Origin of the sequence: Streptomyces sp. NPDC048650 (assembly GCF_043199095.1) — a bacterium.
In the GTDB taxonomy this organism is placed as follows: Bacteria; Actinomycetota; Actinomycetes; order Streptomycetales; family Streptomycetaceae; genus Streptomyces.
Genome location: NZ_JBICVM010000013.1, coordinates 191,471 through 207,980, shown reverse-complemented (window position 1 = coordinate 207,980; position 16,510 = coordinate 191,471). Strand labels below are relative to the sequence as shown.

General features: G+C 70.2%; 11 protein-coding genes. 9 read left to right on the top strand and 2 right to left on the bottom strand.

The features are described from left to right. A partial coding sequence (locus tag ACGFML_RS30420; protein WP_393548824.1) for a phosphopantetheine-binding protein occupies positions 1 to 849 on the top strand: 849 nt, incomplete at its 5' end. A 110-nt stretch (positions 850 to 959) separates the two neighbouring features. On the opposite strand, the gene ACGFML_RS30415 is transcribed toward ACGFML_RS30420, so the two are convergent. Beyond that, positions 960 to 1,787: a helix-turn-helix domain-containing protein gene (locus tag ACGFML_RS30415; RefSeq protein ID WP_393548832.1), complete on the bottom strand. Its 828-nt coding sequence runs from the start codon at positions 1,785 to 1,787 to the stop codon at positions 960 to 962. A 111-nt stretch (positions 1,788 to 1,898) separates the two neighbouring features. Between ACGFML_RS30415 and ACGFML_RS30410 the strand changes: the two genes are divergently transcribed. Then, a complete protein-coding gene (locus ACGFML_RS30410; RefSeq protein ID WP_393548823.1) occupies positions 1,899 to 2,675 on the top strand; it encodes an alpha/beta fold hydrolase in 777 nt (258 codons plus the stop codon). A 44-nt stretch (positions 2,676 to 2,719) separates the two neighbouring features. Here ACGFML_RS30410 and ACGFML_RS30405 read toward each other — a convergent pair whose 3' ends face one another. Continuing rightward, the gene (locus tag ACGFML_RS30405) at positions 2,720 to 3,841 is read right to left on the bottom strand and encodes a tyrosine-protein phosphatase (RefSeq protein WP_393548822.1); all 1,122 of its coding nucleotides are present in this window, start codon (positions 3,839 to 3,841) and stop codon (positions 2,720 to 2,722) included. A 330-nt stretch (positions 3,842 to 4,171) separates the two neighbouring features. Here ACGFML_RS30405 and ACGFML_RS30400 point away from each other — a divergent pair, with 330 nt between their 5' ends. From ACGFML_RS30400 to ACGFML_RS30370, 7 genes are all read left to right on the top strand, one after another. Further along, a complete protein-coding gene (locus tag ACGFML_RS30400; RefSeq protein WP_393548821.1) occupies positions 4,172 to 5,830 on the top strand; it encodes a GMC oxidoreductase in 1,659 nt (552 codons plus the stop codon). A gap of 177 nt (positions 5,831 to 6,007) precedes the next feature. Continuing rightward, the gene (locus ACGFML_RS30395) at positions 6,008 to 7,390 is read left to right on the top strand and encodes a glycosyltransferase (RefSeq protein WP_393548820.1); all 1,383 of its coding nucleotides are present in this window, start codon (positions 6,008 to 6,010) and stop codon (positions 7,388 to 7,390) included. Between the two features lie 61 nt (positions 7,391 to 7,451). Further along, positions 7,452 to 8,510, top strand: coding sequence for a DegT/DnrJ/EryC1/StrS family aminotransferase (locus ACGFML_RS30390; RefSeq protein ID WP_393548819.1), 1,059 nt, complete (start codon positions 7,452 to 7,454; stop codon positions 8,508 to 8,510). Between the two features lie 28 nt (positions 8,511 to 8,538). Next, the gene (locus tag ACGFML_RS30385) at positions 8,539 to 9,714 is read left to right on the top strand and encodes a cytochrome P450 (protein WP_393548818.1); all 1,176 of its coding nucleotides are present in this window, start codon (positions 8,539 to 8,541) and stop codon (positions 9,712 to 9,714) included. An 87-nt stretch (positions 9,715 to 9,801) separates the two neighbouring features. Beyond that, positions 9,802 to 9,993 (top strand): ferredoxin, encoded by a 192-nt coding sequence (locus tag ACGFML_RS30380; RefSeq protein WP_393548817.1) that lies wholly within the window; start codon positions 9,802 to 9,804, stop codon positions 9,991 to 9,993. 68 nt (positions 9,994 to 10,061) lie between these two features. Continuing rightward, complete coding sequence (locus ACGFML_RS30375; protein WP_393548816.1) at positions 10,062 to 15,287, top strand: beta-ketoacyl synthase N-terminal-like domain-containing protein; 5,226 nt, start codon at positions 10,062 to 10,064, stop codon at positions 15,285 to 15,287. Between the two features lie 198 nt (positions 15,288 to 15,485). Continuing rightward, positions 15,486 to 16,166 carry a class I SAM-dependent methyltransferase gene (locus ACGFML_RS30370; protein WP_393548815.1) on the top strand — a complete coding sequence of 227 codons (681 nt, stop codon included), beginning with the start codon at positions 15,486 to 15,488 and terminating at the stop codon, positions 16,164 to 16,166. Positions 16,167 to 16,510 lie beyond the last annotated feature (344 nt).

The window sequence follows — 16,510 nt, the reverse complement described above, 5'->3', positions numbered from 1 at the left end:
AGGGCTTTGGGGCTTCCGGGTACGTCGATGGCGTGGGGTCCTTGGTCCCAGGTCAGCGGCATGACCGGCACCCTCACCGACGCCGACCTCCAGCGCATCGCCCGCTCGGGCATGCCGCCGCTGAGCACCGAGGAGGGCCTCGCCCTCTTCGACGCCGCGCTCGGTGTCTCCGAGCCGATGACGCTGCCCGTCCGCCTGGACCTCGCGGCACTACGTGCCCAAGGCGAGCCCCAGCCGCTGCTGCGCGGCCTGATCCGTACCCCGGGCCGACGCACGGCGGCGGCCACGGCGAACGGCGACGCCGCGGCCGGCTTCGCCCAGCGCCTGAGCGGCCTGTCGGCGGCAGAGGGACGAGAGGTCGTACTGGACGCCGTGCGCGGCCAGGTCGCAGTGGTCCTCGGACACGCCGGAGCCACGGAGATCGACCAGGACCGTGCCTTCCTGGACCTCGGTTTCGACTCCCTCACCGCGGTCGAACTACGCAACCGACTGAGCGCCCTCACCGGAATCCGCCTGCCGGCGACGCTGCTCTTCGACCACCCGACGCCGGCGGAACTCGTCGACCTCCTCCATGCCCGGATCGCACCCGAGCCGTCCTTCGGTGCGGAGGTACTCCTGGGCGAACTCGACAGGCTGGAAAAGACCTTCGGCGGCCTCGACATCACGGAGGAGATTCACGAGCAGATAGCCGGCCGACTGGAAGTCCTCAGGGCGAAGTGGAACGGCCTGCGGGACACGGCAGCGGCAGCCGGGCACGACGGCTCCGCGTCCGAGGAGGACTTCGACTTCGCATCCGCCTCCGACGACGAGGTCTTCGACCTCCTCGACAACGAACTCGGCCTGTCCTGACCCGGGAAAGCGGCCCGGCTCGGTAACTCCCTCACCGGTGGGCTGATGAGAAAACCACCACTGTGCGCCGTCGTGCCATTCGGCGGTGCACAGTGCTGAGGGAGGCAACCTCACTCGCCGGCCACCGTCGTCTGCCACGCGCCGGGACGCATGCCTGTCACCCTCCGGAAGAACACCGAGAAGTTGGACGCGTCCGGGAAACCGAGCGCGCTGGCACAGCCGGCCGCGGTGAGACGCTCGTGCGCGAGGAGCCGTTTGGCTTCCAGGACGATCCGATCGACGATGTACGCCTTCGCAGTGCGGCCGGTGGCCTGCTGCACCGCTCTTGAGAGGGTGCGGGGCGCATATCCCAGAGCCCGGGCGTAGTGACCGGCGTCGTGATGTTCCCGAAAGTGCGCTTCGACGCTGGACCGGAACAGCCGGAACGTCGGATTCATCGACGACGCTTCGCCGTGCGGCGGTTGGAGCCGGGCGATGAGCGCGGAGAGCAGGATCTCGGGCAGCTCCGTCGCAGTGTCTGCGGGCGGAGCACACGCCTCGAGCAGGAGATGGTTCCGCGCGGCGTCGACGAGCGGCCAGTCGACCTCGGGAATGTTCCACTGCGCCATCACGTCCGGGGACGCGACGAGCTCTCGGGTGGTGTGGGTGACCGGCGCGGTCGAGACGAACAGCACGACGTGCCCTGCCACACCGGCGATGTCATCCCATCGGTGCACCGCGCCGGGAGCGACCCACACTGCGGACCGCTCCCGGAGCGGGTGCAGGGAGAAGTCCACCGTGACGGCCCCGTGCCCGGCATCGACGATGGCGAGGACGTGGAAGTCGGCGCGTTGCGTGCCGCCGTCGTTCAGCTCGCGAAGGCGGCCGAACGTCATCGTCTCGACTGCGGCGGCACCGCGCCCGACGGGCTGGTAGGTCATCTGCCGGATCGCGGTCACCTGTCCAGTTTCCACCATCGGGCGACCAGTCGCGCCGATGCCCCGGGAAGAGCCGCAGAGATTCAATCGGTACGCGGAAACCCCGCGCAGAGCACTATCGAGGGAATCGCGATGAACACGACACAGCGGCCGCCACTGCCCGTTGACGACCATCGGCCGGGGACCGGGCCGACACTGGTGTTCCTGCACTACTGGGGTCGTTCCGCCCGCACCTGGGACCTCGTCGTCGACCGCCTCGTAGGTCGCCACGTCCTCACTGTCGATTTCCGCGGGTGGAGCCGCTCAAGCAGCCTGTCCGGCCCCTCCACACTCCGCCGGCTCGCGGACGACACGCTCGCCGTGATCGCCGACGCGAGCATCACCGACTACGTCCTCGTCGGACATTCCATGGGCGGCAAGGTCGCACAGCTGATCGCAGCGACCCGGCCCGCGGGCCTCCGAGGACTCATCCTCGTCGGTTCCGGTCCGGCGAAGCCCGCCACGGAGATCACTCCCGAGTACCGGGAAGCCCTCTCCCACGCCTACGACTCCGACGAGTCCGTCGCCGGCGCACGGGACAACATTCTCACCGCGATCGAGCTGCCCGAATCGGTCAAGGCGCAGATTGCGGCCGACTCACGCTCCAGCGCCGACGCCGCCCGCACGGAGTGGCCGCTGCGCGGCATCGCGGAGGACATCACCGACCACACCCGCATGATCAGCGTGCCTGCACTCGTCGTCGCCGGAGAGGAGGACCGCGTCGAGCCCGTCGACGTACTCCGCGACAACCTGGTGCCCTACCTCTGCGGAGCCGACTTCATGGTGATCCCGAACACGGGTCACCTGATCCCGCTGGAAGCTCCGGCCGACCTCGTCGACGCGATCACCTCCTTCGTACCAGTTGCCTGACCAGTGCATCACGGCACGTCCCCACATCGGGCATCGGGCATCGGTCAGCCGGTGAGGAGCGCCCCCCGCAGCCGCTCCAGTACCCGCTCGCTCAGGCCCAGCCCGTCCCGCAGATAGGCGTCGAAGGTGCCGAAGCGGGCCGTGACCTCGTCGAAGGCCGTGTTCAGGTACTCGGCCCTGGCGTCCAGAGCCGGCTTGAGGCGGGCGGCCGTCCCGGGGGTCTGCTCGGCGAGGGTGGCGGCATGGTGCGCGGCGAGGTGGTCGTTGCTGGCCAGGTAGTCCCGCATGACCGTGCCGCGGTCCACACCCAGGGCCGTGAGCAGGGCGGCGCCGGCCCAGCCCGTACGGTCCTTGCCGCCCTCGCCGTGGTAGGCCAGCGGGTAGGAACCGGGGTCGTCGGCAAGGCGGAACAGCGAACGATAGGCGTCGATCGCAGAGGGCTCGGAGACGAGCCGCCGGTAGGAGGCGACCATCCTCTGCTCGGACGCCCCGGCCGTGGCGGGCAATCCGGTCGTGTCATGGCCGCCGTGGACACTGGCGACGACGTAGCGCGCGCCCGCGGGCACGCGGTCCGGGGCCACGGCGCGCTCGTTCGGACTGCGCAGGTCGAAGTCCGTACGGATGCTCAGCCGCTGGAGCGTGGCCAGGTCGGCGTCGGTGAGCGTGTGCAGGCTGTTGGAGCGGTACAGCACGCCCATCTTCACCCATCGGCCGTCGGCGGTGCGATAGCCGCCCGCGTCGCGGAAGTTGGCGGTGCCCTCCAAGTGCAGCGAGCGGTCGGCGACGGTGAGCGGGTCGCCCCGGTCGGGGGCGAGGCGGAACCACTGGCGGTCGGCGGCGGGCAGTCCGCGTACGGTGACGGCAGCCTCGGCCCCGCCGTGCGCCACGGCCTTGTCGCCGACGTAGACGGTCACCGAGCCGACGCCGGGCGCCTTCCAGGAGACGGCGAACGAGCCGTCCCTCTGCCGGGTCACGGTGGCGTCGGTGAACGGAATCCTGGGCACGGCAAGCGGTGCCTGCGGCGTGTGCCGGCCCGCTCCGACGGGCACGCCGACGGGCTCGGCCGAGGCGAGGGGCGCGGTGACCCCCACTGCCGATACGGCGGCCATGAACGACACGGCGATGCGGCGGGCGGCCAGCACCGCCGCCGGGGAAGGGGAGTCCATGGCGGGACCATACGGCCGGAAATAGCCTGGAATTAACTAGAGTTGGCGGGGCGGGCCGCGCCAGGCCGGGAAGGCATCGAACCGGCCGGGCCACCGCGCCGTACGGGAGGACAGGCCGTACGGGGGACGGGTCGTACGGGGGAGGGGCCGTCGAACTCCGGGCGGTCAACGACCGCCGCACCTCTGGCATTTCCCCCAGTCTTTCCCGGTCAGGATGGTGGCGCGCGGCGGTTCGGGCCCAGGGAACAGGCCCGCGATCCCCACCGGGACAGCGCCGTGGAACAGCCCTGCGGGGAAGCATTCTGACGGCGAAGGTCGGGTACCACCAGCATGTTCGACAATCAGCAGAACCAGCATCTGACACGGCGCCGTATGCTCGGACTGGCCGCCCTCGGCGGGGCCGCGGCCGCCGGTATGACCACGATTTCCGTCGCGCCGCGCGCCGCCGCCGCCGACAAGCGCAGCCCGCGGGCCGGCAGCGGCTCGTTCGTACCGGCGGTGGTGATCGGCACCGGCTATGGCGCCGCGGTCTCCGCGCTGCGGCTCGGCGAGGCCGGAATTCCCACCCTCATGCTCGAAATGGGACAGCTGTGGAACAAGCCCGCCGACGACGGCAATGTCTTCTGCGGAATGCTCGAGCCCGACCGCCGCTCCAGCTGGTTCACGTCGCGCACCGAGGCCCCGCTGGGCTCGTTCCTGTGGCTGGACGTGATCAACCGGGACATCGACCCGTACGCGGGCGTGCTGGACAGGGTGCACTTCGACCAGATGTCGGTGTACGTGGGGCGGGGGGTGGGTGGCGGCTCGCTGGTCAACGGCGGCATGGCCGTCGTGCCGAAGCGCTCGTACTTCGAGGAGGTCCTCCCGCGGGTGGACGCCGCCGAGATGTACGACCGGTACTTCCCGCGCGCCAACTCCATGCTCAAGGTGAACCACATGGACAAGGGCTGGTTCGAGAAGGCGGAGTGGTACAAGTTCGCGCGCGTTTCGCGCGAACAGGCGGGCAAGGCGGGCCTGAGCACCACCTTCGTCCCCAACGTCTACGACTTCGGCCACATGCGGCGCGAGGCGGCCGGTGAGGCACCCAAGTCCGCACTGGCGGGCGAGGTCATCTACGGCAACAACCACGGCAAACAGAGCCTGGACAAGACCTACTTGGCCGCCGCGCTCGGCACCGGCAAGGTCACCATCGAGACCCTGCACCAGGTCAAGGCGATCCGTCAGCAGCCCGACGGCAGCTATGTGCTGTCCGTGGAGCAGCGCGACGCAGGCGGCAAGCTCGTCGCCCGAAAGGAGATCGCCTGCCGACACCTGTTCCTCGGCGCCGGCAGTCTCGGCTCGACGGAGCTGCTGGTCCGGGCCCGCGACACCGGCGCACTGCCCGACCTCAACTCCGAGGTCGGCGCGGGCTGGGGCCCCAACGGCAACATCATGACCGGCCGGGCCAACCACGTCTGGAACCCCACCGGGGCGCACCAGTCCTCGATCCCCGCCCTGGGCATCGATGACTGGGACAACCCCGCCGCCCCCGTCTTCGCCGAAATCGCCCCGATGCCCGCCGGGTTGGAGACCTGGGTCAGTCTCTATCTGGCGATCACCAAGAACCCCGAGCGCGGCACCTTCGTCTACGACAAGGCCACCGATCGCGCGGCGCTGCGCTGGACCCGGGACCAGAACACGCCCGCGGTCGACGCCGCGAAGTCGCTCTTCGACCGGATCAACAAGGCCAACACGACGATGTACCGCTACGACCTGTTCGGTCCGCAACTGAAGAACTTCTCCGACGACTTCAGCTATCACCCGCTCGGTGGCTGCGTCCTGGGCAAGGCCACCGACTTCTACGGACGCGTGGCCGGCTACCGGAACCTCTACGTCACCGACGGCGCGCTGATCCCGGGCTCCATCGGCGTCAATCCCTTTGTCACCATCACGGCCCTGGCCGAGCGCAATATCGAGCGGATCATCACGGAGGACGTCAAGTCCGCGTAGCAGTGCTCCAGTGACGGCTCGCTGTTTCCGCCGTTCGTTCCTGCTCGAAAGCCATCGCACGGGGTCTAAGGATTTTCCGGTGGGTGGCGTGAGATCAAAAGAGGGGTGCGGTCCGTCGATCCGCACAGGGGCGTGCGTGTGTGCCGAACCCCGTCTGTCATCGCTGAAAGGGAATCCATGGAATCCGCCCGACGGCCGATCCTCTTCGTCAGTCTTCCGGAGAGCGGGCTGGCCAATCCGCTGCTCGTACTCGCCGAGGAGCTCTCCCGCCAGAAGGTGCCGGATCTCTGGTTCGCCACCGACGAGCCGCGGCGCGAGGACGTGAAGAGGATCTCGGTGGGGTCTCCGGTGGAGTTCGGCTCGCTGGGGGAGGTCGTTTCCGAGCTGTCGGCGGTGACGTGGGGCGATGAGGTCTATCGGGAGATCACCCAGTCGTCGCGGTTCAAGGCGCATCGCGCGGTGATCAAGCAGTCGTTCGTGCCCGCTGCGCAGAAGGCGAAGTTCCAGAAGCTCGCGGCCATTGTCGACGAGGTGCGGCCGGCGCTGATGGTCATCGACTGCATCAGTGGGTTTGCGATTGAGCTGGCCATTGCGCGGAAGATTCCGTTTGTGCTGAGCGTGCCGTTCTCGCCGAGCAATGTACTGACGGCGTTCACGCCGTTCGGGAAGCGTTATGTGCCGTGGGACTTCCCCGTACCGCACACCGGACTGCCGCGCCGGATGTCGCCGGTGCAGCAGGTCATGAATCAGTTGTTCAAGTGGCGGACCCTGGGGCTGTTCCTTTCGCCGACGATGAGAAAGGTCGTGGCGGAGGACACGCGCCGGCGCAAGGCGCTCGGGCTGGGGCTGATGAGTCCGATGGCGCGGATCGAGAAGGCCGAGCTGGTGCTGTGCAACTCGATTGCCCAGCTGGATTATCCCCTGGAGATTCCGGAGAAGATGCGGTTGGTCGGGGCGATGGTGCCGCCGCTGCCGGAGGCACCGGACGACAAGGAGCTTTCGGCCTGGCTGGATGCCCAGTCATCGGTGGTCTACGCGGGGTTCGGGACGATCACTCGGCTGACGCAGGCTCAGGTCGGTTCGATGGTGGAGGTGGCCCGGCGCCTAGAGGGCCGGCATCAGGTGTTGTGGAAGCTGCCTTCGGAGCAGCAGAAGCTGCTGCCGCCGAAGGAGTCGCTGCCGGGCAATCTGCGGATCGAGAGCTGGGTTCCCTCGCAGCTGGACGTGCTCGCCCACCCGAAGGTGAAGGTGTTCTTCACGCACGCCGGTGGCAATGGCTACAACGAGGGCGTGTATTTCGGAAAGCCGCTGGTGGTACGGCCGTTGTGGGTGGACTGCTACGACCAGGCGGTGCGCGGCAGGGATTTCGGGATCAGTCTGACTCTCGATCGGCCGCGGACCATCGATGTCGACGATGTGGTCGACAAGCTGAACCGGGTGCTGGAGACCTCCTCCTTCCATGAGAAGGCGGAGCGGCTCGGCGCCCTGCAGCGGGCGGCGGGCGGGCGCGAGGTCGCTGCCGATCTGATTCTTGGGTTGCCGGCCCTGGCGAAGGCGTAGGGGCGGGAGAGCTCGTGAGTACGTATGAGACATATGACGTTCGAGGAGGATGAGGTAGCCGATGTCCATCAAATATCCCGTGTCCCGGCCTGCGCTGGCCGGAAAAGAACTGGAGTACCTGACCGCTACCGTCGAGGACGGCTGGATATCGTCGCAGGGGCCGATGGTCCAGCGATTCGAGCGGGCCTTCGCGGATTACAACCTGGTCGCACACGGTGTGGCCTGTTCGTCCGGGACGGCCGCGCTGACATTGGCGCTTCGTGCTCTCGGAGTCGGACCGGGGGACGAGGTGATCGTTCCCGAGTTCACGATGGTGGCCACCGCGTGGGCGGTCACGTACACCGGTGCGACGCCGGTGTTCGTCGACTGCGGGGACGACCTCAACATCGATGTCTCCCGCATCGAAGAGAAGATCACGTCGCGGACGAAGGTCATCATGCCCGTCCATATCTACGGGCGGCGTTGCGATATGGATGCGATCATGGGTATCGCGTTCCAGTACAACCTGAAGGTCGTGGAGGACAGCGCCGAGGCCCATGGCGTCCGGCCGGTGGCGGACATCGCCTGCTATTCGCTGTTCGCCAACAAGATCATTACGGCGGGTGAGGGGGGCATCTGTCTCACCGATGACCCCAAGCTGGCAGGGCAGTTGGCGCATCTTCGGGCCATGGCCTTCACCAAGGACCACAGCTTCCTGCACAAGAAGGTGGCGTACAACTACCGCATGACGGCCATGCAGGCCGCCGTCGCGCTGGCGCAGACCGAGCGGCTCGACGAAATTCTCGAAACCCGACGCCGGATCGAGAAGCGCTACGACGAGGGGCTGGCCGACGTCCCCGGCATCACGCTGATGCCGCCGAGGGATGTGCTGTGGATGTACGACCTCCGGGCCGAGCGTCGGACGGAGCTGCAGGCGTTCCTGGCCGGGCATTCCATCGAGACCCGGCTCTTCTTCAAACCGATGAGCCGGCAGCCCATGTATTTCCACCCCGACTGGCCCTCGCTCAAGGCCAGTGAATTCGCCGAGGACGGGCTGTATCTCCCCACGCACAGCGACCTGACCGCCGCCGACCAGGACTTCATCGTCGGCAGAATCCGCGCATTCTACGGCGTCAGCTGAGCGGCACCGTCCGAGAGAGGAACCCCGCATGACGCAATCGGACCCGATGACGGTCGACTTCCCCGTACGCAAACCCGGCGTGCCCTTCCCACCGCCCGACTACGCCGACTACCGCGACCATGAGGGGCTGGTCCTTTCCCGCCTGCCCAACGGCGCCCGTGCGTGGCTGGTCACCCGGTACGAGGACGTACGCGCCGTACTGACCGACCGGAGGATCAGCTCCAATCCCTCGCACAAGGGATTCCCCAACGTCGGGACGGTGGGCGTGCCCACACAGGAGCAGATCCCAGGCTGGTTCGTGGGGCTGGACTCGCCCGAGCACGACCGGTTCCGCAAGGCCCTCATCCCCGAATTCACCGTCCGGCGCATCCGGGGGTTGCGCCCGGCGATCGAGCGTACGGTCGAGGAGCGCCTCGACGCCATGCTGGCTGCGGGCAACTCCGCCGACCTCGTCGCGGACTACGCGCTGCCCGTCCCCTCCCTGGTGATCTCGTCGCTGCTCGGTGTGCCGCCCTCCGACCGCGACTTCTTCGAGTCCAGGACCCGTACCCTGGTCTCCCTCCGCGCCTCGACCGACCAGCAGCGCGAGGCCGCCGTCAAGGAACTGCTGCGCTACATCAAGCGCCTCGTGGACATCAAGGTGAAATGGCCCGGCGACGACCTCATCAGCCGACTGCTGGCCGCCGGTTCGATCGCTCCGCACGAGCTGTCGGGTGTGCTGATGCTCCTGCTCATCGCCGGCCACGAGACCACGGCCAACAACATCGCGCTCGGCGTGGTCACCCTCCTGAACAACCCTCAGTGGATCGGTGACGACCGGGCCGTGGAGGAGACGCTGCGCTTCCACTCGGTCGCCGACATCGTGTCCCTGCGGGTGGCCGTCGAGGACGTGGAAATCGCCGGGCAGCTCATCAAGGCGGGGGAGGGCATCGTGCCCCTCGTCGCCGCGGCCAACCACGACGCGAGCGCCTTCGACTGCCCCCACATGTTCGACCCCTCCAGGAGCGCCCGCCACCACGTCGCATTCGGCTACGGAATCCATCAGTGCCTGGGGCAGAACCTGGTGCGCGTCGAGATGGAGATCGCCTACCGGAAGCTCTTCGAGCGCATCCCCGACATCCGACTGGACGTCCCCACCGACGGTTTGAGCATCAAGTACGACGGCGTGCTCTACGGCCTGGAACAGCTCCCCGTTCGCTGGTAGGCACCTTCCCGTTGGCGGAAATTCCCGCCCCGCCCGGCGTGCCACGGCCGCCCGGCGGGCCCCATTCCCTGCAGGAGAGACATCGGCATGCGTATCACCATCGACGCGGAGCGCTGTGTGGGCGCGGGCCAGTGCGCGCTGTCCGCGCCGCGGGTCTTCGACCAGGACGAGGACGGAATCGTCACTCAGCTCGCCGAGCCCGGCGCCGACGAAGAGGCCACGGCCCGGATCGCGGGTGCCCTGTGCCCGTCCGGGGCGATCACCGTGCACGAGGGCTGACGCCCGACCCGGACGCTCCACCTACCGGGTTCCCCACAACCGACGAAACCGCTCGACATCCGGGAGTGATGGTGCCCGTCCACACAGACGACTATCTGGTCGACCTGCCCGCCGGCACGGCCGAAGTACTGGGAGGCTTCACGCTCCCCGACGTGTTCGCGTCCGCTGTGACATCCGCCCCCGACGCGGTGGCCCTCGTCGACGGGGATCGCTCGTGGACCTGGGCGAGGTGGCGGGCGGACGTCGACGCGCTGGCGCGAGGGCTGCAGGAGTCGGGCGTCGAGCCCGGCGACGTCGTCGCGGCGCGGCTGCCGAACTCCTGGGAGTTCGCGACCCTGCACCTGGCCGTCGCGGCCGTCGGAGCCGTCCTGCTGCCCGTCCACCAGGGCACCACATCCGGCGACGTCCGCGCGCTGCTGGCCCGCGCCGAACCCGTCCTCCTCGTCCTGCCGGAACCCCGGGGCGGGGAACCGGCGATGGCCCGCTCGCTTCTGGAGAGCGTGCCGTCGCTGCGCGGTGTGCTGCTGGCGGGGGCGCCGGACACGGAGCGCGAGGAATCGGGGGTCGGGTCGCTGGCCGGGCTGCTGGCGGCCTGGGCGGGCAGCGGGCCCTGGCCGGTGGACGTCACCCCCGACATGCCGCTCGTCCTGATCCCCTCGTCCGGGACGACCTCGGCGCGGCCCAAGCTGTGTCTGCACAGCCACGACGGCCTGCTGTCGAACACCGCGGCCGTCACCGCCGAGGCCGCCGATGCCTTTGACGGTACGGTCCTCACCGCCTGCCCCATGAGCCATCTGTTCGGCCTGCAGAGCCTGCACACCGCACTGTTCGCCGCCTGCGGGCAGATCCTGCTCACCGACTGGGACCCGGACCGCTTCCTGGAACTGGCACGGCAGCACGACCCCCGCGTCGTCTTCGCCGTGCCCGCCCAACTGCGGGACGTCGTCGGGCGGCTGGCCAGGACGAACGAGCCGGCGGGCTTCGCGCCGCACCAGGTGCGTACGGCGGGAGCTGCCATCGCACCCGCCCTCACCGCACAGGTACGCGCCGCCCTCGACTGCGACCTGGTCGTGGTGTGGGGGATGTCCGAGATCGGCACCGGCACCCGCACCCGGGCCGGCGACCCCGACGACAGCGTGGGGGAGCCGGTCAGCGGCGCGGACGTACGGGTCGTCGACGAGGACGGGGTGTGCGCGGCGGGCCGGACGGGCGAACTCCAGTACCGGGGCCCAGGGCTGTTCCGCGGATATTTCCGCGAGCCGGAACTGACGCGCTCGGCCCTCACCGAGGACGGCTGGCTGCGGACCGGCGATCTCGCGGCCGTCGGCCCGGACGGCGTGGTGGTGCTGCACGGCCGGGCGACCGAGCTGATCAACACGGGAGGTCGGAAGTTCGCCGCCACCGAGGTCGAGGGGCTGCTCGCCGGCCTCACGGGCCTCGGACCGCTGGCCGTGGCAGGCGCACCGGACGACCGGCTCGGGGAGTACCCGTGCCTGGTCGTCACCGACCACGCGGACCGCACGATCGGCTTGAGCGAGGTGACCGCGTTCCTGCGCCGGCAGGGGCTCGCCGACCACAAGATCCCCCTCGAACTGGTCACCGTGCGCGAGCTTCCGCTCTCTCCCGCAGGGAAGCTCGACCGCCGGGCACTCGAGCAGCGCCTCGCCGGCCTGGAGTCGGTGCCCGTCACGGCCCGCCTCGGCTCGGCCGCGCCGTACACGGTCGAGGAGGCGCTGGAACTCGTACGCGACTGCGTCGGCCAGGTGCTCGCGAACGGCGCCGCCCCTGCCCGTTCCTCCTCTTTCTCCCCCGACACGGACTTCCTCGGGCTCGGGCTCGACTCCATCCGCGCGGTGCGGCTGCGGAACCTGCTGCGGGAGGAGACCGGGCTGCCGCTCCCGGTCACGCTGACCTTCGACTTCCCCACCCCGCGGGCCGTCGCGCACGTCCTGGCCGAGCAGCAGGAACCGTCCTCGCAGGAGCCGCGGGAGACCCCGGCGGACGACGCCGACCCGGTGGCGATCATCGGCATGGCCTGCCGGCTGCCGGGCGGCGCCGACTCCCCGGACGCCCTGTGGGACCTGCTCGCCGACGGGACCGACGCGATGTCCGGCTTCCCGGACGACCGCGGCTGGGACCTGGACCGGCTCTTCGACGAGAACCCCGACCGTCCGGGCACCTCCTACGCGCGCGAAGGCGGGTTCCTGCACGACGCGGGCGACTTCGACGCGGGCTTCTTCGGTCTGTCCGACCAGGAGGCGACCGCGACCGATCCGCAGCAGCGACTGCTCCTGGAAGCGGCCTGGGAGACGTTCGAGCGGGCAGGCCTCGACCCCACGTCCCTGAAGGGAACCCGTGCGGGCGTTTTCACGGGCGCGATGGACCGGGGCTACGCCGCCAACGCCTCTGCCGCGCCCCGCGCGTGGGAGAGCATGCTCATCACCGGGGCGGCCGGCAGCGCGGTCTCGGGGCGCATCGCATACACCTTCGGGCTCGAAGGCCCCGCCCTGACGGTCGACACGGCCTCCTCGTCCTCCCTCGTCGCGCTGCACCTGGCCTGCCGGTCCCTGCGGTCGGGCGAGACCGACCTGGCGCTGGCCGGCGGCGTCACCGTCATGGCCACCCCGGCGCCCTTCGCGCACTTCTCCCGGCTGCGCGCGCTGTCACCCGACTCCCGCGCCATGGCCTACGCGGACGCCGCGAACGGCTCCGCGTGGTCGGAGGGCGCCGGGCTGCTGCTGCTGGAGCGGCTGAGCGACGCCCGGCGCAAGGGGCACCGTGTCCTGGCGCTCGTACGGGGCTCCGCCGTGAACCAGGACGGCGCCTCCAACGGGCTCACCGCGCCGAGCGGGCCCGCACAGCAGCGCGTCATCCGCCAGGCCCTGGCCGACGCCGGGCTGACGCCCCAGGAGGTCGACGCCGTCGAAGGACACGGCACCGGCACTCCGCTCGGCGATCCCATCGAGGCTCGCGCGCTGCTGGCGACGTACGGTCAGGAGCGGCCCGAGGGGCGGGAGTTGTGGCTCGGATCGGTGAAGTCGAACATCGGGCACACGCAGGCCGCGGCCGGGGTCGCCGGGGTCATCAAGACGGTGCTCGCGCTGCGCCACGGCATCCTGCCCCGGACGCTGCACGTGGACGCTCCCTCGGCCGAGGTGGACTGGTCCGCCGGATCGGTACGGCTGCTGACCGAGGCCCGGCCCTGGCAGAGGGAGAGCGGACGCACGCGACGTGCGGGGGTGTCCTCCTTCGGGCTCACCGGCACCAACGCCCACGTGATCCTGGAGGAGGCGCCGGGCGAGGAAGGAGAAGCGGAAGGCCCGTCGAGCAAGGCCCCCCAGGAGACGCAATCCGCGTCCGGGACGGCGCGGAATCCGGAGCCGGCCGATGCCATGAGCGCGCCGTGGGTGCTGTCCGCCCGGAGCCGTGCGGCACTGCGCGCGCAGGCGCGGCGCCTGGCCGAGCACGTGTCCGCCGACCCCGGACTGCGTGCCCAGGACGTCGCCCATTCCCTGGCCGCCACCCGTACTCTGCACCGGTACCGTGCCGTCGTCAGCGGTCCCGACCGAGCACAACTGCTCTCCACGACGGCGAAGTTCGGGCGCGGCGAGCGGACCGCCTGCGTCACGCCGCACGAATCCGTGCCGGGCGGGCTGGCCTTCGTCTTCTCCGGGCAGGGCAGCCAGCGCAACGGCATGGGGCGTGCGGCGGCCGAGGCGTTCCCCGTCTTCGGGCAGGCGCTGCGCGAGGTGTGCGCCGCACTGGATCCGCTGCTGGAGCGGCCGCTGACCTCGGTGATGTGGGCGGCCCCCGGCTCCGAAGAGGCGGCCCTCCTCGACGACACCACCTACACCCAGCCCGCGGTGTTCGCCGTCCAGGTCGCCCTGTACCGGCTGTTCGAGTCCTGGGGCGTGGTCCCCGACCATCTGGTGGGGCACTCGATCGGCGAGATCTCCGCCGCCCATGTGACGGGCGTGCTCGGCCTCCAGGACGCGTGCACCCTGGTGGCGACCCGAAGCAGGCTGATGGGCGCGCTGCGGCCCGGCGGCGCGATGCTGGCGGCGCGCATCACCGAGGCCGAAGTGGCCCCGTGGCTGGCGGAGCGCACGGACGCGGTGTCGGTCGCCGCCGTCAACGGCCCGCACTCTCTCGTCCTCGCGGGCGCCGAGACCCCGCTCGCCGCGCTCGCGGACGAGCTCGCCGCCGCCGGTCACAAGACCCGGCGGATCGCGATGAGCGTCGCGGCCCACTCGCCGCTGATGGACCCCATGCTGGAGGAGTTCCGCGCGGTCGTCCGTACGCTGTCCTACGCCGCGCCCGCCGTCCCGATCCTGTCGACCGTCACCGGCCGCCCCTTGACCGGCGAGGACGCGCGCGACCCGGACCACTGGGTGCGGCACGTGCGGCAGTCCGTACGCTTCAAGGACGCGATCGGCCGGCTCCGGGACGAGCACGTCACCGGATTCCTGGAGCTGGGTGCCGAGCCGGCACTCACGCCGATGATCGACGAGTGCCTGGAGGCGGCCGACCCGGAGATCGGGGCCGCAGTGGTCCCGAGTCTGCGCGCCGGAGTACCGGACCGGCAGGCCCTGCTCACCGCGGTCGCCCAGGTGCATGCCCATGGCGCGCCCGTCGACTGGGACGCGGTGCTTCCTGGGGCCCGGCCGGTCGCCCTGCCGACGTACGCGTTCCAGCGGCGGCGGTTCTGGCTGGCGTCGACTCCGGCGGGTCCGGCCGCCGACGGGGACTCCGCCGACGCCGCGGTTGCCGCGGGCACGATGCCAGGCGGTGAAGAGCCGCCAGAGCTGGCAGCCAGCCTGTCCGGCCTCGACGACAAGGAACAGGACACCCAGGTACTGGCTCTGGTCCTTGCGGAGACCTCGGCCGTGCTCGGCGGTCAGGACCCGCGCGACGACGGGGGCAACCGCCCGTTCAAGAAGATGGGCATCAACTCGTTGAACGCCGTCGAACTGCGCAACCGCCTCATCGCGGCCACGGACATGCGGCTCCCCGCCACACTCGTGTACGACCACCCCACGCCGAACGCCGTCGTCCGTCTCGTACGCGAACGACTCGCGCGGCAGGCCGCCCCCGCGCGCGATGTGGCCTCCGTTGTGGCCGAGTTGGAGTCCCTGCTCACGGCCGGTGCGGAGGTCTCGGAGGAGACGGTGGCAAGGTTGAAGGCGGTGACGGCCGAGAAGGCCAACGCCACGGATCCCGGCCCCGGCGGGGCCCTGGACCTGGCGTCGGCCAGCGACGAGGATCTGTTCCGGCTGATGGACGCGGAGAGCTGACGACGGGTGCTCGGGCACTCCCGAGCACCCGCACCAGTGGCCGGCTCGGCTGCAACGGTCTGAACGTCACCTGGCTTGCCCGCTGTCGCGTTCCGCCCGCGGTGACGATGCCTGACGGCCTCCGGCCACCGGGACGTCGTTTTGCCGAACCGGCAACGGGAGTGGCGCTGCCGGGGTGCGGGGGGTGACGGTGGGCCCGTGACCGACAACATTGCAGCAGGATCGCCCGTGTCCGACGCCCCCTCGTCTGCCGACGGATACGTCGGGGACCCCGCGGTGCGGGCGGAGTGGGACAACCGCTACGCCGACCGACAACAGCTGTGGAGCGGCGAGCCCAACGGAGCGCTGGTGGCCGAGGTCGCCGGGCTCACCTCCGGACGCGTGCTCGACGTGGGCTGCGGCGAGGGGGCGGACGCCGTCTGGCTCGCGCGCAGCGGCTGGGACGTGACCGGGCTCGAGGTCTCTGGCGTGGCGCTGGAGCGGGCGGCCGGGCACGCGCGGGACGCCGGCGTCGCCGTTCGCTGGGTGCATGCCGCCCTGACGGAGGCGGCACTCCCGCCGGCCACCTTCGACCTGGTCTCCGCGCAGTATCCAGCCCTGCTGCGCACCCCCGACGCCACGGCCGAGCGAGCGCTGCTCGCGGCCGTCGCGCCCGGCGGCGTGCTGCTGTTCGTACACCACGCGGGGATGGACTCCCAGCAGGCGCACGAGGGCGGCTTCGACCCGGCTGACTACGTATGGCCTTCGATGGTCTCCGCTCTGTTCAACGACGACTGGGAGGTGGAGGTGGACGAGCAGCGGCCACGCGTGGCACCCGACGGCGGCGCCGGCGCGCACCATACCGACGACCTGGTGCTGCGCGCGCGACGCCTGCGCTGAGCACCCTCCGCCCCTGTCGGCATGCGGACCGGGGCGTCGGACATGAGAGTGGTGAACGGTTCGGCGGCGGTGTTGTCGTGGGCCGCGCCACGTTCAGCGGGAGAAGGCTCGCGTGCGGACGTCGAAATGCAACGCCGGCACACATCCCTGAATCACCCTGCTCGATTGAGGCTGCCGCCGCGCATAAAGCGTGGTTCTGCAGAAGGGATACAGGGATGTCCGAATGGGCAATCTCCGGCCCTCGATGTCTCACGAAATCCTGGGACTGCTGGGGCTTGCGGGTTTTCGGGGGGTGGTGTGCATTGCCGGATCCCCCGCAAGGTTTCCTGGCCCTGCCTGAAAGC